General features: G+C 71.8%; 11 protein-coding genes. 8 read left to right on the top strand and 3 right to left on the bottom strand.

Going from position 1 to position 18,623, the window contains the following annotated elements:
• Positions 1–18: 18 nt before the first annotated feature.
• On the top strand, positions 19–3,570 hold the full coding sequence (smc, locus tag ACZ5PB_RS35225) for a chromosome segregation protein SMC (protein ID WP_468696927.1): 3,552 nt from the start codon (positions 19–21) through the stop codon (positions 3,568–3,570).
• A gap of 260 nt (positions 3,571–3,830) precedes the next feature.
• Positions 3,831–5,246 carry a sugar porter family MFS transporter gene (locus ACZ5PB_RS35220; RefSeq protein ID WP_468696926.1) on the top strand — a complete coding sequence of 472 codons (1,416 nt, stop codon included), beginning with the start codon at positions 3,831–3,833 and terminating at the stop codon, positions 5,244–5,246.
• 48 nt (positions 5,247–5,294) lie between these two features.
• Here the strand turns inward: ACZ5PB_RS35220 and ACZ5PB_RS35215 are convergent, their stop codons facing one another.
• Together ACZ5PB_RS35215 and ACZ5PB_RS35210 are read right to left on the bottom strand one after the other, a co-directional pair.
• On the bottom strand, positions 5,295–6,278 hold the full coding sequence (locus tag ACZ5PB_RS35215) for an LLM class flavin-dependent oxidoreductase (protein WP_468696925.1): 984 nt from the start codon (positions 6,276–6,278) through the stop codon (positions 5,295–5,297).
• Between the two features lie 60 nt (positions 6,279–6,338).
• Positions 6,339–7,784 carry a purine-cytosine permease family protein gene (locus ACZ5PB_RS35210; protein ID WP_468696924.1) on the bottom strand — a complete coding sequence of 482 codons (1,446 nt, stop codon included), beginning with the start codon at positions 7,782–7,784 and terminating at the stop codon, positions 6,339–6,341.
• Between the two features lie 197 nt (positions 7,785–7,981).
• Here ACZ5PB_RS35210 and ftsY point away from each other — a divergent pair, with 197 nt between their 5' ends.
• Positions 7,982–9,208, top strand: a complete 1,227-nt coding sequence (gene ftsY / locus ACZ5PB_RS35205) for a signal recognition particle-docking protein FtsY (RefSeq protein WP_468696923.1) — start codon at positions 7,982–7,984, stop codon at positions 9,206–9,208.
• Positions 9,209–9,363: 155 nt separating this feature from the next.
• On the opposite strand, the gene ACZ5PB_RS35200 is transcribed toward ftsY, so the two are convergent.
• Positions 9,364–10,017 (bottom strand): bifunctional DNA primase/polymerase, encoded by a 654-nt coding sequence (locus tag ACZ5PB_RS35200; protein WP_468696922.1) that lies wholly within the window; start codon positions 10,015–10,017, stop codon positions 9,364–9,366.
• Positions 10,018–10,560: 543 nt separating this feature from the next.
• Between ACZ5PB_RS35200 and nsdA the strand changes: the two genes are divergently transcribed.
• The 5 genes from nsdA to ACZ5PB_RS35175 all read left to right on the top strand — a co-directional run bounded on the left by nsdA (position 10,561) and on the right by ACZ5PB_RS35175 (position 18,549).
• On the top strand, positions 10,561–12,036 hold the full coding sequence (gene nsdA / locus ACZ5PB_RS35195) for a transcriptional repressor NsdA (RefSeq protein ID WP_468696921.1): 1,476 nt from the start codon (positions 10,561–10,563) through the stop codon (positions 12,034–12,036).
• Positions 12,037–12,312: 276 nt separating this feature from the next.
• The gene (locus ACZ5PB_RS35190) at positions 12,313–13,707 is read left to right on the top strand and encodes an ammonium transporter (protein WP_468696920.1); all 1,395 of its coding nucleotides are present in this window, start codon (positions 12,313–12,315) and stop codon (positions 13,705–13,707) included.
• Positions 13,704–14,042 (top strand): P-II family nitrogen regulator, encoded by a 339-nt coding sequence (locus ACZ5PB_RS35185; protein ID WP_468696919.1) that lies wholly within the window; start codon positions 13,704–13,706, stop codon positions 14,040–14,042. The genes ACZ5PB_RS35190 and ACZ5PB_RS35185 overlap by 4 nt, the downstream gene beginning before the upstream one ends.
• 306 nt (positions 14,043–14,348) lie before the next feature.
• On the top strand, positions 14,349–16,766 hold the full coding sequence (locus tag ACZ5PB_RS35180) for a [protein-PII] uridylyltransferase (protein WP_468696918.1): 2,418 nt from the start codon (positions 14,349–14,351) through the stop codon (positions 16,764–16,766).
• A gap of 199 nt (positions 16,767–16,965) precedes the next feature.
• Complete coding sequence (locus ACZ5PB_RS35175; RefSeq protein ID WP_468696916.1) at positions 16,966–18,549, top strand: alpha/beta fold hydrolase; 1,584 nt, start codon at positions 16,966–16,968, stop codon at positions 18,547–18,549.
• Positions 18,550–18,623 lie beyond the last annotated feature (74 nt).

Here is an 18,623-nt window from a genome sequence, read left to right as displayed (position 1 = left end):
GCGGTAAAGTCCGGCTGCGTGCACCTCAAGGCCATGACCCTCCGCGGCTTCAAATCCTTCGCCTCCGCCACGACGCTCCGCTTCGAGCCGGGCATCACCTGTGTCGTGGGCCCCAACGGGTCGGGCAAGTCCAACGTGGTGGACGCGCTCTCCTGGGTCATGGGCGAGCAGGGCGCCAAATCGCTGCGCGGCGGCAAGATGGAGGACGTCATCTTCGCCGGCACCACCGGGCGGCCCCCGCTGGGTCGTGCCGAGGTGTCCCTCACCATCGACAACTCCGACGGCGCGCTGCCCATCGAGTACGCCGAGGTCACCCTCACGCGCATCATGTTCCGCAACGGCGGCAGCGAGTACCAGATCAACGGCGACACCTGCCGGCTGCTCGACATCCAGGAACTGCTCTCCGACTCCGGCATCGGCCGCGAGATGCACGTCATCGTCGGACAGGGCCAGCTCGACTCCGTACTGCACGCCGATCCGATGGGCCGCCGTGCCTTCATCGAGGAGGCGGCGGGCGTCCTCAAGCACCGCAAGCGCAAGGAGAAGGCGCTGCGGAAGCTGGAGTCGATGAAGGCGAACCTGGCGCGGGTCGAGGACCTGACCGGTGAACTCCGGCGCCAGCTCAAGCCGTTGGGGCGTCAGGCCGCCGTGGCCCGGCGGGCCGCCGTGATCCAGGCCGACCTGCGCGACGTACGGCTGCGGCTGCTCGCGGACGACCTCGTCACGATGCGCCGGGCGCTCGGCGCGGAGATCGCGGACGAGGCCGCGCTCAAGGCGCGCAAGGAGTCCGCCGAGAGCGCGCTCAAGGCCGCCCAGCAGCGTGAGGCGGAGCTGGAGGAGGAGGTGCGGCGGCTGGCGCCCCGGCTCCAGCGGGCGCAGCAGTCCTGGTACGAGCTGTCGCAGTTCGCGGAGCGGGTACGGGGCACGATCTCCCTCGCCGACGCCCGGGTGGCCAGTGCGAACGCGGCACCCGAGGAGGAGCGGCGCGGCCGCGACCCCGAGGACATGGAGCGCGAGGCCGCGCGGATCCGGGAGCAGGAGGCCGAGCTGGAGGCCGCGCTGGAGGCGGCCCGGCACGCACTGGAGGACACCGTCGGGCACCGGGGCGAGCTGGAGCGCGAGCTCGCGGCCGAGGAGCGCCGCCTCAAGGACCTCGCGCGCGCCATCGCCGACCGCCGCGAGGGGCTGGCGAGGCTCGGCGGGCAGGTCAACGCGGCCCGGGGCAGGGCGGGTTCGGCGCGGGCGGAGATCGAGCGGCTCGCCGAGGCCAGGGACGCTGCGCAGGAACGTGCCTCCGCCGCCCAGGAGGAGTACGAGCAGCTCAAGGCGGAGGTCGACGGGCTGGACGCGGGCGACGAGGAGCTGGGCGTACGGCACGACGACGCCAAGCGGGAACTCGCCGACGCGGAGCGGGAACTGACCGCCGTACGGGAGGAGCTGACGGCGGCCGAGCGGGAACGTGCCGCCACCTCCGCGCGGCGCGAGGCGCTGGCGCTCGGGCTGCGCCGCAAGGACGGCACCGGGGCGCTGCTGGGCGCGGGCGAGCAGCTGACCGGGCTGCTCGGGCCCGCGGCGGAGCTGCTGACGGTCGCTCCCGGTTACGAGGTGCAGGTGGCGGCGGCCCTGGGGGCGGCGGCGGACGCGCTCGCGGTCAGTGGCCCGGCGGCCGCCGCCGAGGCGCTGCGGCTGCTGCGCAAGCAGGACGCGGGGCGGGCGGCGCTGCTGGTGGCGGGGGAGGGGGCGGAGCCGTCCGAGCTGCCGCAGGCTCCTGCTCCGTACGCCGTCGAATTCGTGCGGGGGCCCGGGGAACTGATGCCCGCCGTACGGCAGTTGCTGCACGGGGTCGTCGTGGTGGGGACGCTGGAGGACGCCGAGGACCTGGTCTACGCGCACCCCGCGCTGACCGCCGTCACCGCCGAGGGCGATGTGCTGGGGGCGCGCTTCGCGCAGGGCGGGTCGGCCGGGGCGCCGAGTCTGCTGGAGGTACGGGCGTCCGTCGACGAGGCGGACGCGGAGCTGCTGGAGCTGGACGTCCGGTGCGAGGAGCTGGCCGGGGCGCAGCGGGACGCGGCCGAGCGCAAGCGGGCCTGCGCCGTCGCCGTCGAGGAGTGCGCGGAGCGGCGGCGGGCCGGGGACCGGGAGCGGTCGGCGGTGGCGCAGCAGCTCGGGCGGCTGGCGGGGCAGGCGCGCGGGGCGGCCGGTGAGGCGGAGCGCTCGGCGGCGGCCGCGGCCAAGGCGCAGGAGGCGCTGGAGCGGGCCACCGAGGAGGCCGAGGTGCTCGCGGAGCGGCTCGCGGTGGCCGAGGAGGCGCCCGTGGAGGAGGAGCCGGACACCTCGGTGCGCGACCGGCTCGCGGCCGACGGCGCCAACGCCCGGCAGACCGAGATGGAGGCACGCCTCCAGGCCCGTACCCACGAGGAGCGGGTCAAGGCGCTGGCGGGCCGGGCCGACGCCCTCGACCGGGGCGCCCGCGCCGAGCGCGAGGCACGCGCCCGCGCGCAGCAGCGGCGCGAGCGGATGCGGTACGAGGCGCGGGTCGCGGCAGCCGTCGCGACGGGCGCCCGGCAGCTCCTCGCGCACGCTGAGGTCTCCCTCGGCCGGGCGGCCGAGGAGCGCTCGGTCGCGGAGGCCGCCAAGGCGGAGCGTGAGCGCGAACTGGTCGCCGAGCGCGGCCGGGGCAGGGAGCTCGCCCAGGAGCTCGACAAGCTGACCGACTCGGTGCACCGGGGCGAGGTGCTCGGGGCGGAGAAGCGGCTGCGCATCGAGCAGCTGGAGACCAGGGCCCTGGAGGAGCTGGGGGTGGAGCCGGCCTCGCTGGTGGCGGAGTACGGGCCCGACCTGCCGGTGCCCTCCTCGCCCGCCGCCGAGGGGGAGACCCTGCCCGAGGACCCCGAGGACGTGCGCAACCGGCCGCGCCCCTTCGTGCGCGCGGAGCAGGAGAAGCGGCTCAAGGCAGCCGAACGGGCGTATCAGCAGCTCGGGAAGGTGAATCCGCTGGCGCTTGAGGAGTTCGCGGCGCTGGAGGAGCGGCACCAGTTCCTCTCCGAGCAGCTGGAGGACCTCAAGCGGACCCGGACCGACCTGCTCCAGGTGATCAAGGAGGTCGACGAGCGGGTGGAGCAGGTGTTCACCGAGGCGTACCGGGACACGGCGCGGGAGTTCGAGGGCGTCTTCTCGCGGCTGTTCCCGGGCGGCGAGGGGCGGCTGATCCTCACCGATCCCGACAACATGCTGACCACCGGCGTCGACGTCGAGGCGCGTCCGCCGGGCAAGAAGGTCAAGCGGCTCTCGCTGCTGTCCGGCGGCGAGCGCTCGCTGACCGCCGTGGCGCTGCTGGTGTCGATCTTCAAGGCGCGGCCGAGCCCGTTCTATGTGATGGACGAGGTCGAGGCGGCGTTGGACGACACCAACCTCCAGCGGCTGATTCGGATCATGAAGGAGCTCCAGGAGAGCTCCCAGCTGATCGTGATCACGCACCAGAAGCGCACGATGGAGGTGGCGGACGCCCTCTACGGCGTCTCGATGCAGGGCGACGGGGTCTCGAAGGTCATCAGCCAGCGTCTTCGGTGAACCCGGTTGAACCCTTTAACTCTTCAATAACTGAATGACTTGCGGTGATTGCCTCTGTCAAAACCGGGGACACGTCCACAATGGGCGCGACTGGACCCCGGATCGGACTTCAAAAGTTGAAGGCATACGATCTCCTCCGTTCCAGCTGCGTTCAGTCGGTCCCAAGTGGTGCGTGACGTCGAGTTGTGCCCCACTGGGAGTCACCTGAAGGCTGCCCCCCACGGACATACCCGGCAACGCGGCCGGGTCCAGGAGTTCACGTGACCAGCACAGCGAAGACGCCGTCGGCGTCCGGCGGCCAAGCCGCACCGGATCATCTCGGCCATGTCATCTTCATCACCGCGGCCGCGGCCCTCGGTGGCTTCCTCTTCGGCTACGACAGCTCCGTCATCAACGGCGCCAACTCCGGCATCCAAAGCAAGTTCGGCCTGAGCTCCGGGTCCCTGGGCACCGTCGCCGCCATCGCGCTGCTCGGTTGTGCCGTCGGCGCGATGATCGCGGGCAGGATCGCCGACCGGATCGGGCGCATCCGCGTCATGCAGATCGCGGCCACCCTCTTCACCATCAGCGCGATCGGTTCGGGCCTGCCGTTCTCCGTCTGGGACCTGGGCTTCTGGCGCATCCTCGGCGGCATCGCCATCGGCATGGCCTCCGTGGTCGGCCCGGCCTACATCGCCGAGGTCGCCCCGCCCGCGTACCGGGGCCGGCTGACCTCCTTCCAGCAGGCCGCCATCGTCATCGGCATCGCCACCTCGCAGCTGGTCAACTACGCGATCCTGCGGGCCGGCGGTGCGGAGCGCGCCCAGCTGATGGGCCTGGAGACCTGGCAGTGGATGCTGATCGTGATGGTCGTCCCGTCCGTCATCTACGGCCTGATGTCCTTCCTGATCCCCGAGTCCCCGCGCTTCCTGGTCCAGGCGGGACGCACCGAGCAGGCGAAGAAGATCCTCGCCGAGATCGAGCCCCACTCCGACCTGGACGCCCGGGTCGCCGAGATCCACGCCGACGTGCGCAGCGAGCACAAGTCGACCTTCAAGGACCTGCGCGGCGGCAAGGGCGGTCTGCTGCCCATCGTCTGGATCGGCATCGGCCTCTCGGTGTTCCAGCAGCTGGTCGGCATCAACGTCATCTTCTACTTCTCGAACATCCTGTGGCAGTCCGTCGGCATCGACCCGTCGAGCTCGTTCTTCTACTCGTTCGAGACCTCGATCGTGAACATCATCGGTACGGTCATCGCGATGCTGTTCGTCGACCGGATCGGCCGCAAGCCGCTCGCCCTCATCGGCTCCGTCGGCATGGGCGCCACCCTCGCCGTGATGGCGGTGGCCTTCGGCCAGCAGGCCACCGAGGGCGCCACCCTGCCGCACAGCTGGGGCGTCATCGCACTGGTCGCGGCCAACCTGTTCGTGCTCTTCTTCGCCCTGTCCTGGGGTGTCGTCGTCTGGGTCTGGCTGGCCGAGATCTTCCCGAGCCGCATCCGCTCCGCCGCCCTCGGTGTCGCGGTCATGGCCCAGTGGCTGGCCAACTTCGCGATCACCAAGACCTTCCCGAGCATGTCGGACTGGAACCTGTCGCTGACCTACGTGATGTACGCGGCCTTCGCGTTCCTCTCGATCGCGTTCATCGTCAAGTTCGTCCCCGAGACCAAGGGCAAGAAGCTTGAGGACATGAGCTGACGCCCCGCGTCGTACCGGTCACCTTCACCTTCATCTTCATCGTCACCGTCACTGCCCCGGCTCACCCTTGAGCCGGGGCAGTACGTCTTGTGCGAACAGCCGCAGGCTGCGCTGTCCCTCCTCCACCGGCATCCCGCCGCACAGCGGATGCAGCACCAGACTCCGGGTGTCCAGGGCCGCGCACTGCTCGGGCGTGAGGATCCGGTAGACCCCCTCGGCACGCAGCTCCTCGACCGTCGTCGCGGCCGAGCGGACCGCCGAGCTGATGTCCTTCGACTGCCAGGAGGCGTACGTACGTGCCTCGTGCAGGAAGTGCTCGCCGTACGTCGCCCAGGCGCGGTCCGGGTCCTCGCTGAGGTGCAGCAGCGGGGTCACCGCGCCCGGCATCATGCAGAAGCCCGACGTGCCGTGCCGCGCGCACTCCTCCTCGTAGAAGCGCTGGAGCTCCGGCAGGTGGGCGCTCGGGAAGAACGGCAGCCCGAGCCTGGCCGCCCGCCGGGCCGCCGCCTTCGAACTGCCGCCGGCCAGCAGCATCGGGTGCGGCCGGGTGTACGGGCGCGGGGTGACGCGGACGGTGCGGCCGCGGAACGTGAAGGGCTCGCCGGACCACGCCTTGAGGAGGGTCTCCAGGAGCTCGTCCTGGAGCTTGCCGCGCCGGCCCCACTCGGCGCCCAGCTGCTCGTACTCCTCGGGGCGGTAGCCGATCCCGGCGACCGTGACCAGCCGGCCCCCGCTCAGCAGGTCGAGCACGGCGATGTCCTCGGCCAGGCGCAGCGGGTCGTACAGCGGGCCGATGATCGCCGAGACGGTGACCGCGATGCGCTGTGTCGCGCCGAAGACGGCGCCCGCGAAGGTGAAGGGGGAGGGCAGCCAGCCGTTGGCGGCGCCGTGGTGCTCCTCCGTCTGGACCGTGTCGACGCCGTGTTCGTCGGCGTACGCGGCCATCTCCAGGGCAGCGCGGTAGCGGGCGCTCAGGGAGGCGGGCGTCGCCTCGGGATCGACCAGGTTGAACCGGACCACCGAGTAGGCCATGACGAGAGATCCCCCTCCGCCGAAGTGGGTTGGCGAAGGGGGACCGTAGCTGACGAAGCGTCAGATGGACAGGCTTTCGGCGGGCTCCTCGTGGGCCGCGGGGGCCTGTGCGCGCGGCAGGACCGCGTACAGCACACCGGCGGCGACGATTGTGACGACCCAGCCGAGCCCGTTCGCGCCGAGCCAGGTGGTGGCCAGCGGGCCGGTGAACCACTCGACCTTGGTGAAGAGCAGGCCGACCACCAGGGCCACGCCCCAGGCGATCATCGCGGACCAGGCGAAGCCGCCGCTGTACCAGTAGGCGCTGGTCCTCTTGGTGTCCATCAGCGCCTCACCGTCGTACGACTTGCGCTTCAGCATGTCGACCCCGAAGACGCCGATCCAGGCCGAGAACGCCACCGCGAGCAGCGTCAGGAAGGAGATGAACGAGCCGATGAAGCTGGTCGCCACCACCATCAGCAGGAAGCCGAAGACCAGGCTGATGACCGCGTTCACACTGACGGCCCAGGCGCGCGGCACATTGATGCCCAGCGTCTGTGCGGTGAAGCCCGCCGAGTACATCGACATCGAGTTGATCAGCAGCATCCCGATCAGGGCGATCACCAGGTACGGGACCGAGATCCACATCGGCAGCAGCTCGCCGATGAAGGAGACCGGGTCCTGCGCGCTCGCCAGGTTCGGGGTGGAGACGGCCATCACCGCACCCATCAGGACCATCGGGAGGACCACGATGCCCGCGCCGCCGATGGAGGCGCCGACCATGCCCTTGTTGGAGGCGTTGCGGGGCAGGTAGCGGGTGAAGTCAGGACCGGAGGGGACCCAGCTGATGCCGCCCGCGGCGATGGTGCCGATGCCCGCGATCAGCATCGCGGTGGACCCGGCGGGCTTGGCGAAGACGGACGCCCAGTCGGTGTTGGCGATCAGGTAGACCAGCACGAGCACGGAGAAGACGCCGAAGAGGTACGTCGACCACTTCTGGCAGATCTGCAGCGCCTTGATGCCCAGGCCCGAGACGACGAACGTGCAGGCCACGAAGAGCAGCAGGGTGACGACCACGAGGGTGGTGTTGCTCTTGACGCCGAAGAGCAGGTCCAGGACGGTCAGCACCGCGTACGCGCCGGTGACCGCGTTGATCGTCTCCCAGCCCCAGCGGGCCACCCAGATCAGCGAACCCGGGAAGAGGTTGCCGCGCTGGCCGAACACCGCCCGCGAGAGCGCCATGCCGGGGGAGCCGCCGCGCTTGCCGGCGATCGAGATCAGGCCGACCAGGCCGTAGCTGACGATCGGCGCGGCGAAGGCGACGACGAGCACCTGCCAGAAGTTCAGCCCGTTGAAGACGATCAGGCCGGCGCCCATGGTGAGCAGGAGCACGCTGATGTTGGCGGCCACCCAGGTGGGGAACAGCTCGCGGACATGGCCGTTGCGCTCGTTGTCCGGGACCGGTTCGAGGCCTCGGGTCTCGACCGTGCCTTCGGCGGCGGTGGGGGTTTCGGCGGTGGTGCTCATGGGTGGGGGTTCCATGCCTCTCGCTCGGCCCGCGACGTTGCGGACCGGTGGGGGAGTGATCGTCAGGACTCTACGCGCGTTGATACAGGCACGGCCATCGTACTTTGACCCGACTGCCAGCCTTGTGGCGGGTATGTCACTTGGAGGAACGTCCAATTGGGGCCCCGTGGGCTTCCGTGGCCGATACTGGTCGGGTTATGGACATCCTCATCCTTGCTGTAGTCATCGCCCTGGTCGCGGTCGGCGCCATCAGCGGGCTCGTGGTCAGCAGCCGCAAGAAGAAGCAGCTGCCGCCCTCGGCGCCGCCGAGCACGCCGACCATCACTGCCCCGCCCGCCGAACCTCAGGTGGGCGAGGACGCCGCTCCGCCGAAGGACGAAGCGCGCCGCACCATCGAGGAGGTAGACCTCCCGGGGCCCGCCGAGACCCCGGTCGTCGTCGAACCGCCCGTCGAGGAGGCGGCGCCCACCGAGGCCACCGCCCCCGCGCTCGACGTGCCCGAGCCCACCGCCGGCCGTCTCGTACGGCTGCGCGCCCGGCTCGCCCGCTCCCAGAACTCGCTCGGCAAGGGCCTGCTCACGCTGCTCTCGCGCGACAACCTCGACGAGGACACCTGGGAGGAGATCGAGGACACCCTCCTCACCGCCGACGTCGGCGTCGCTCCCACCCAGGAACTGGTCGAGCGGCTGCGCGAGCGCGTCCGCGTGCTCGGCACCCGTACCCCGGACGAACTGCGCAGCCTGCTCCGCGAGGAGCTGCTCGCCCTGATCGGCACCGACGTGGACCGCGCCGTGAAGACCGAGAGCGGCCTCGACACCCCCGGCGTCGTGATGGTCGTCGGCGTCAACGGCACCGGCAAGACCACCACCACCGGCAAGCTGGCCCGCGTCCTGGTGGCCGACGGACGCTCGGTGGTGCTCGGCGCGGCCGACACCTTCCGTGCCGCCGCCGCCGACCAGCTCCAGACCTGGGGCGAGCGCGTCGGCGCCCGTACGGTACGGGGCCCGGAGGGCGGCGACCCGGCGTCGATCGCCTTCGACGCGGTCAAGGAGGGCATCGCCGAGGGCGCGGACGTCGTGCTCATCGACACGGCGGGCCGGCTGCACACCAAGACCGGACTCATGGACGAGCTCGGCAAGGTCAAGCGCGTCGTGGAGAAGCACGGCCCGCTCGACGAGGTGCTCCTCGTCCTCGACGCCACCACCGGGCAGAACGGCCTGGTCCAGGCGCGGGTGTTCGCCGAGGTCGTGAACATCACCGGCATCGTGCTCACCAAGCTGGACGGCACTGCCAAGGGCGGCATCGTCATCGCCGTCCAGCGCGAACTGGGCGTACCGGTCAAGCTGGTGGGCCTCGGCGAGGGCCCGGACGACCTGGCTCCGTTCGAGCCCGAGGCGTTCGTGGACGCGCTGATCGGGGACTGAACCCCGCCCTCCGCCCCCGGCCCGCGGGCCGCGCGACACCGCCGTACGAAGAAGGGCCCCCGCCGCATGGTGCAGATGCGGTGGGGGCCCTTCGGTATGGGGCGCGTGGGGCAGGGGGTGCGGTGGGGGTCCTTCGGCTTTCCGGGGAGAAGGCTTCAGGCCAGGTGGCGGTGGCAGATGTACGCCAGGGTGCCCAGCAGCAGTCGTGCCTGCGGGGGTTTGGTCGCCGTGTCCAGTGCGGGCGGGCGCAGCCAGCGGACCTGGCCCAGGCCCGCGTGGTCCGACGGGGGAGCGGTCACGTACGCCCCGGTGCCCAGGCAGCGCAGGTCCAGCTCCGCGTCGTCCCAGCCCATCCGGTAGAGGAGTTCGGGCAGCGCCGCCGCCGCGCCCGGTGCGACGAAGAAGTGCGCGCGGCCGTCCGGCGTCACCGCCACCGGGCCGAGCGGAATGCCCATCCGCTCCAGCCGGACCAGCGCGCGCCGCCCGGCCGCCTCGGCCACGTCGAGCACGTCGAAGGACGTGCCGACCGGCAGCAGCACCGCGGCGCCGGGGAACTGCGCCCAGGCGGCCGTGACCTCGTCCAGCGTGGCCCCCGCCGGGACCACCGGGGCGAAGTCGAAGGGGTGGGCGCCCGGGGCCGGGCACGCCGCGTCGCCGCAGGAGCAGACGCCCGCGACCGCCCTCGCGCCCGGGACCACGTCCCAGCCCCACAGCCCGGTGTACTCCGCCACCGCTGTGCCCTCTGTCGTACGGCCGCGGCGCCGAGTGCCGGACCGCATGTCCCGGATGCCGCCGATCGTGAAGCCCATGCCCCCTCCAACGGGTCGAACTCGCCGGTGGTTACGACGTGGAGCTGTCCGATGACCCTCTGTCGCATTCTGCTGGTGGACGCGCCCCCGAATTCCGGCATCGGCGGCGTATGGGGTCTTCCGGGGTGGTGCGGAATTCCGTGCGCGCTCCGGCGTGCGTCGTTCCGCCTGCTCCTGATCGTCCTGTGTCAAGTGAATCGCGCCTGCCCGCAGGGGAGTTCACTCGGAGGGGTGGCGAATGGTGGCGTTTCTGTAAGTGCCCTCGCCGGAGGGGTGATCGTAGGATTACTTTTGGTGCATGAACCCGGAAGTGCGCGCGTTCATGGGTATGCCGGAGGCAAGCCGGATTCCCGTTCGAGGGGGCGCATCCTGCGGACAGAGAGCCCCGAACGGCGGCATTCTGTAAGGGATTCAGGCGGATGATTCGAGGAGAGTTCCCGGAGCGCGGTGTGCGGCCCGCTCCGGGTGGGCAGTACGGACGCCCGGCAAAGACGCCGGCACGTCCGGTGCGGACGGCGGCGACGACGGAATGGGGGCGTTCCTGTGGGCGGCAGCAGCGGTAGCGACGGACACGCTGGAAAGCGCCCGAACGAGCAGCTCGGTTCGTGGTTCGCGCGCAGCGGCTGGTCCAAGGGCGAGCTGGCGCGCCAGGTCAACCGCAGGGCGCGGCAGATGGGCGCCCACCACATCAGTACCGACACCTCGCGGGTACGCCGCTGGCTGGACGGCGAGAATCCGCGCGAGCCCATTCCGCGCATCCTCTCCGAGCTGTTCTCCGAGCGCTTCGGCGCGGTCGTCGCCATCGAGGACCTCGGACTGCGGGCCGCGCACCAGTCGCCGTCCGTCTCCGGGGTCGACCTCCCGTGGGCCGGACCGCAGACCGTCTCGCTGCTGAGCGAGTTCTCCCGCAGCGACCTGATGCTGGCCCGCCGGGGCTTCCTCGGCTCCGCGCTCGCACTGTCCGCGGGCCCCGGGCTCATCGAGCCGATGCAGCGCTGGCTGGTGCCCGCGCCCGCGGGCGACCCCGCCCCCGCGGAGTCCGCGAGCGCCTCCCGGCGGCCCTCCCGGCTGTCCGAGCCGGAGCTGCAACTCCTCGAATCCACCACCATGATGTTCCGCCAGTGGGACGCCCAGTGCGGTGGCGGACTGCGCCGCAAGGCCGTCGTCGGCCAGCTCCACGAGGTCACCGACCTCCTCCAGGAACCGCAGCCCGGCGCCACCTCCAAGCGCCTGTTCCGGTGCGCCGCCGAACTCTCCGAACTGGCCGGCTGGATGAGTTACGACATCGGCCTCCAGCCCACCGCCCAGAAGTACTTCGTGCTCGCGCTGCACGCCGCCAAGGAAGCGGGCGACAAGCCGCTCGGCTCGTACATCCTCTCCAGCATGAGCCGCCAGATGATCCACCTCGGCCGGCCCGACGACGCCCTCGAACTGGTCCACCTCGCCCAGTACGGCAGCCGCGACTGCGCCACCGCCCGCACCCAGGCGATGCTGTATGCGATGGAGGCCCGGGCGTACGCCAACATGGGCCAGCCCAGCAAGTGCAAGCGGGCCGTGCGGATGGCCGAGGACACCTTCACCGACGCCGGGCTCGACGACGAGACGGACCCGGACTGGATCCGCTTCTTCTCCGAGGCCGAACTCAACGGCGAGAACTCGCACTCCTACCGCGACCTCGCCTACGTGGCAGGCCGCAGCCCCACGTACGCCTCGCTCGCCGAGCCCGTCATGGACCGGGCCGTGCAGCTCTTCGAGAAGGACACCGAGCACCAGCGCTCGTACGCACTCAACCTCATCGGCATGGCCACGGTGCACCTCCTCAAGAGGGAGCCCGAGCAGGCCGTCGACTTCTCCCAGCGCGCCCTGGAGGTCGCCGGGAAGGTCAGGTCCGAGCGGGTCAACAACCGGATCCGCAAGACCGTCGAAGGGGCGGTGCGCGAATTCGGTGACGTGGCCGAAGTCATCGACCTGACCGACCAGTTGGGGGCGCAGCTGCCCGAAGCCGCAGAGGCGGTGTAGGGCCCACCTACCCGGCCGCGACAGTCATCCCGTGAAGCCCGATTCGGCTCCCCCGCCGCCAGGTCACCCGGGTAGCTGTCGCGGTCGGCTCGTTCGGCCGGCGCCCGCCGCGCACCGCTGCGGCCGGTGATCCGGCAGTTCATTTCCCCGTAACGTGCACGCGGTCATCGTCACTGCCGCGAAACATCGAGCGACGTCTTCCGAAACCGCGCTCCGCCACTCTCTGGGTCCATAACCAGCCACCCCGCACTGGCCCCCGAGGACGAGGAGACGCCGATGCCCCCAGGCATCACGACGGACGCCGTGACGGCGACGGTGACGCTTGCCGCGGACACCCCCACGCTGTCCGCCGCCAATACCGGCTTCATGCTCATCTGCTCCGCCATGGTGATGCTGATGACGCCGGCCCTGGCCTTCTTCTACGGAGGCATGGTCAGGGTCAAGTCCACCCTCAACATGCTGATGATGAGCTTCATCAGCCTCGGGATCGTCACCATCCTGTGGGTGCTCTTCGGCTTCAGCCTCGCCTTCGGCGACGACCTGGGCTCCGTCATCGGCTGGAGCTCCGACTACGTCGGCCTCAGCGGCATCGGCCTCACCGAACTCTGGGACGGCTACACCATCCCGGTGTACGTCTTCGCCGTCTTCCAGCTGATGTTCGCGGTGCTCACCCCGGCGCTGATCAGCGGGGCGCTCGCGGACCGGGTGAAGTTCACCGCGTGGGCGCTCTTCATCACCCTGTGGGCGATCGTCGTCTACTTCCCCGTCGCGCACTGGGTGTGGGGCGCGGGCGGCTGGCTCTTCGAGATGGGCGTCATCGACTTCGCGGGCGGCACGGCCGTCCACATCAACGCGGGTGCGGCGGCCCTCGGCGTGATCCTCGTCATCGGGAAGCGGGTCGGCTTCAAGAAGGACCCGATGCGCCCGCACAGCCTGCCGCTGGTGATGCTCGGCGCCGGACTGCTGTGGTTCGGCTGGTTCGGCTTCAACGCCGGGTCGTGGCTGGGCAACGACGACGGCGTGGGTGCGGTCATGTTCGTCAACACCCAGGTGGCGACGGCGGCGGCGATGCTGGCCTGGCTGGCGTACGAGAAGATCCGGCACGGCGCGTTCACGACGCTGGGCGCGGCCTCGGGCGCGGTCGCGGGTCTGGTCGCGATCACCCCGGCGGGCGGCTCGGTCTCGCCGCTCGGGGCGATCGCCGTCGGTGCCATCGCGGGTGTGGTGTGTGCGATGGCGGTGGGGCTCAAGTTCAAGCTGGGGTACGACGATTCGCTGGACGTGGTGGGTGTCCACCTGGTGGGCGGTGTGCTGGGCTCGCTGCTCGTCGGGTTCTTCGCCACCGGCGGCGTACAGTCCGACGCCAAGGGCCTTTTCTACGGGGGCGGTCTTGAGCAGCTCGGCAAGCAGGCGGTCGGAGTCTTCGCCGTCCTCGCCTACTCCCTGATCGTCTCCGCGGTCCTCGCCTTCGCCATCGACAAGGTGATGGGCATGCGGGTCGAGGAGGACGTCGAGGTCTCCGGCATCGACCAGACCGAACACGCCGAGACCGCCTACGACTTCACCGGCGCGGGCGGCGGGGCGGCGCCCCGCACCTCGGTTCCGACACCGGCCCAGACTCCGACGACGGCTGCGACGGCAGCGGCCGCGAGCAAGAAGGTGGACGTATGAAGCTGATCACGGCGGTCGTCAAGCCGCACCGCCTGGACGAGATCAAGGAGGCGCTCCAGTCCTTCGGCGTCCAGGGCCTGACGGTCACGGAGGCCAGCGGGTACGGGCGCCAGCGGGGTCACACCGAGGTGTACCGGGGAGCCGAGTACACGGTGGACCTGGTGCCGAAGATCCGCATCGAGGTGCTGGTCGAGGACGAGGACGCGGAGCAGCTGATCGAGGTGGTCGTGAAGGCGGCGCGCACCGGGAAGATCGGCGACGGGAAGGTGTGGAGCGTGCCGGTGGAGACGGCGGTGCGGGTGAGGACGGGGGAGAGGGGGCCCGACGCGTTGTAGCTCCGCGTGGGGGGGGTGGGGTGTACGGGGCGGGGGCGAGGGTTCGGCTCCGCCGGGGGCCGCTCCCTTGCCCGCCCGTTCCGCCCCCGGGGGGCGGCCCCGCCGCCCAAGGGAGCGGCGGTATGCCCGTCGCGCGAGGGGGCGGGGCGTTTAGGGGCGCGGGGAACTGCGCGGCCAGCCACGATGTGCCCGCAGGTGGAAACCCCGGCCCCGCGGTCAGCGGTTTAGGGAAGGGGCGGGGAGGGGCATTCGCCCGCCGCAGGCGCGACCCGCTCAGCTCTGTCGAATTGGCAAGGGAGTTACTCGGTGACGAGCAAGCACACGTCGGACGGTCCCAGCGGCTACGCGGCGGCCCGGCTGCAACTCCTCCACGAGGAGTCCCACACCGGCCCCTTCCGCCGCGCCGCCCTGGCAAACCTCACCGACGAGTGGCTCTCGGACCTCCTCGACACCGCCACCCGCGAAACCGGAACCACCGCCGCCCTCGTCGCCGTGGGCGGCTACGGCCGGGCCGAACTCTCCCCCCGCAGCGACCTCGACCTCCTCCTCCTGCACGACGGCGCCCCACCCACCGCCGTCTCCGCCTTCGCCGACCGCATCTGGTACCCCGTCTGGGACCTCGGTCTCGACCTCGACCACTCCGTCCGCACCCCCGCCGAAGCCCGCAAGGTGGCCGGTGACGACCTCAAGGCGCACCTCGGCCTGCTCGACGCCCGCCACCTCGCCGGCGACCTCGGCCTCACCACCGCGCTGCGCACCACCGTCCTCGCCGACTGGCGCAACCAGGCCCACAGACGCCTCCCCGAACTCCACGAGCTCTGCCTCGAAAGAGCGGACCGCGCGGGCGAGTTGCAGTACCTCCTCGAACCCGACCTCAAGGAGGCCAGGGGCGGCCTCCGCGATGCCACCGCCCTGCGCGCCGTCGCCGCCTCCTGGATCGCCGACGCCCCCCGCGAGGGCCTCGCCGACGCCCGCCGCACCCTCCTCGACGTACGCGACGCACTGCACCTCACCTCGGGCCGGGCCACCGACCGGCTCGCGCTCCAGGAGCAGGACCAGGTGGCCGAGGCCCTCGGCGTGCTCGACGCGGACGTGCTGCTGCGGCAGGTGTACGAGGCCGCGCGCACCATTTCGTACGCCGGTGACGTCACCTGGCGCGAAGTGGCCCGGGTGGTGAAGGCCCGCTCCGTGCGCCCCCGGCTGAAGGCGCTGCTCGGCGGGCGGCCCGCCCCCGAACGCACCCCGCTCGCCGACGGCGTGGTCGAGCAGGACGGTGAGGCGGTGCTCGCCCGCACCGCCCGCCCCGAGAAGGACGCGGTGCTCGTGCTGCGTGCCGCGGCCGCCGCCGCGCAGGCCGGACTGCCCGTCAATCTCCATGTCGTACGACAACTGGCGAAGCTGGCCCCGCAGTTGCCGGTGCCGTGGCCCGCCGAGGCCCGCGAGGAACTCGTCACCCTCCTCGGCGCGGGCGAGCCCGCGATCGCGGTGTGGGAGGCGCTGGAGGCGGAGGGCCTGGTCACCCGGCTGCTGCCGGACTGGGAGCGGGTGCGGTGCAGGCCGCAGCGCAACCCCGTGCACACCTGGACCGTGGACCGCCACCTGGTCGAGACGGCGGTACGGGCCGCCGGGATGACCCGCCGGGTCGGCCGCCCCGACCTCCTGCTCGTCGCCGCCCTGCTGCACGACATCGGCAAGGGCTGGCCCGGCGACCACTCGGTGGCGGGCGAGACGATCGCCCGCGACATGGCGGCCCGGATCGGCTTCGGCGCGCCGGACGTGGCGGTCGTCGCCACCCTCGTACGCCACCACCTGCTGCTCGTCGAGACGGCCACCCGGCGCGATCTGGACGACCCGGCGACGGTACGGGCGGTGGCGGACGCCGTCGGCACCGCATCGACGCTGGAACTCCTGCACGCGCTGACCGAGGCCGACGCGCTGGCCACCGGGCCCGCCGCCTGGTCGGCCTGGCGGGCGTCGCTCGTCGCCGACCTGGTGAAACGGGTCGCGGGCGTGCTGGCGGGCGAACCGCTGCCGGACCCGGAACCGGCCGCGCCGAGCGTCGAACAGGAACGCCTGGCGGTGGAGGCGCACCGGACCGGCGGCCCGGTCCTCACTCTGCGGGACGGCGACGAGGACCCGCTCGGGGTGGAACTGCTGATCGCGGTGCCGGACCAGGCAGGGGTGCTGCCCGCGGTGGCCGGGGTCCTGGCGATGCACCGGCTGACCGTACGGACGGCCGAACTGCGCGCGGTGGAACCCCCGGTGCCGGAGCCCGCGCCCGAGCCCGTACTGCTGCTGAGCTGGCGGGTGGCGGCCGCGTACGGCTCGCTGCCGGAGGCGAGCAGGCTGCGGGCCGATCTCGTACGCGCCCTGGAGGGCAGCCTCGACATCCCCGCGCGCCTCGCCGAACGGGAGAAGGCGTACGCGGCCGGCCCCGCGCGGCGCCGGGCGGCGGCGCCCCCCGCCCGGGTGACGGTGGCACCGGCCGCGTCCCGGCAGGCGACGGTGCTGGAGGTACGGGCGCAGGACGCGCCGGGGCTGCTGCACCGGATCGGCCGGGCGCTGGAGGCGGCGGGGGTACGGGTGCGCAGTGCGCACGTGTCGACGCTGGGGGCGAGTGCGGTGGACGCGTTCTACGTGGTCGGAGTGGACGGGGAGCCGCTGGCGGCGGGGGAGGCGGCGGGGGTCGCGAGAAAGGTGGGGGAATCCCTGATCCTCGGGTAGTCCTCCGGGGTTACCCCGCCGGACGCGGCTCATCCGAGGGACGCATGCCGACCTCGTCCGGCGGGGTGAAGGCCGGGCCGAGGGGAGCCGGAAGGATGGAATCCGCACGCAGGCGTGAATCCGGGCCTCGGAAGCGCCGCACGGGAGAGGTGACGGGAGCATCGGCCCCGGAGCCTCTCGGACGGAGGACATTCTCTTCATGCACCGAAGGATCTTCGTGGGGGCACTGGCCCTGGCCGGTGCCGGTGTCGGCGTCGCCGGCTGCACTTCCCCGGCAGGCGTCTCCACCTCCACTTCCACCCCCACCTCTTCCTCCACCTCTGCCTCCGCCTCCACCGAGTCCGCAGCGTCCGCCACGGCCCTGGCGCGGGCCGAGGGCACCTCGCGGTTCGACCGGCAGAAGATCCGCTGGGGCACGTGCGAGGGGCAGGACGTCCAACCGGGCGTGACCTGCGGCCGGCTGACCGTGCCGGTCGACTGGGCGAAGAAGGACTCCCGCACCGTCGACCTCCAGGTCTACCGCTGGGGGAGCGCCGACCGGTCGAAGAAGAAGGGGACGATCCTCAACCTGCCGCCAGGCCCCGGCGACCTCGGCTTCATGGGCTTCGGCACCCTGCGCGAGAACTTCCCGGACTACGACCTCGTCGCCCTCGACCCGCGCGGCATCGGCGGCAGCGGCCAACTCCACTGCCCCACCGACAACGCGCTGAAGATTCCCCTGATCCCGCCCGTCACGGACGCGGGCTTCAGCGCGCTGAAGGCCAATCAGAAGACCCTCTGGTCGAAGTGCGCCACGAAGCCCGAGGGCCTCAAGGGCCACCTCGACGCGTTCAGCAACGCCCATGACGCCGAGGCGCTGCGCAAGGCGATGAACCTCGGGAAGATCAATCTGTACGGGTTCTCGTACGGCACCCTCACCGCGGAGCGCTACCTCGGCCTGTACGGCCGGCACGTCAACGGGTCGCTGCTGGAGGGGGTCATGAACCCGGCGCTCGCGCGCCGCGACTTCGTCACCACGGCCGCCGCGGGCAGCGAGGCCGTGTACGAGAAGTTCAGCCGGTGGTGCGCGACCGACTCCGCGTGCGTGCTGCGCGGGCAGGACCTCGCGGAGGTGCTGAAGAAGGCGCAGCGGAAGGCGGAGGACGGCGAACTGCCCGGGGACCTGTACGGCAAGCCCTGGTCGGCGGCGGCCGTCGTGCAGTTCGTGCAGACGGCTGCGGGGAACGGCCGGTTCGCCGAGGCGGCCAAGGCGCTGAAGGCGCTCTCCGAGGGCAGGAACCCGGCTGCTGGGGGCGGGGCGCCCGGGGGCGGCGAGTCCGGCGGCGAGGGGCCCGGTGGGGAGGGGCCCGGTGGGGAGGAGCAGCTTCCGCCGGAGGTCCCGTACTCCGACCCGATCGTCTGTTCCAGCTTCGACCTGGCCGTCCGCAGCGCGAAGGACGCCGCGGGCGACCTCGCGGCCACCCGCGCCGTCGCACCCTCCGTCGGCTACTCCACCAACGCCAGCGCCTACACCGCGCTGTGCGTCGGCGCACCCGCCCCGGCCCCCGGCTCCGACGCCCCGGTCACCTCCCTGAGCGCGCACCCGACGATGCTGCTCAGCAACACCCAGGACCCGTCGACGCCCAGGGCCTGGGCGGACGCCGTGTCCCGGCAGCTCGGCGGCAAGGCGCTCCACACCGTCACCGACAAGGTCGGGCACGGCGGAGCGTTCGGCTCCGCGGAGACCCTGAAGAAGGTGACCGCCTACCTGGAGCGGGTCAACCGGGGCCCCGCCAAGGGCTGACCGGGCCCGACGTACCACCGCTTCGGCGGGGTGAATCCGACCTGCCAGGGTTCCCCCGCCCGCGAGCCCGATAC

This window comes from Streptomyces sp. NPDC032721, assembly GCF_055579625.1.
Note: the sequence above shows the minus strand (reverse complement) of the source record. Positions and strands in the feature narration are given on the sequence as shown.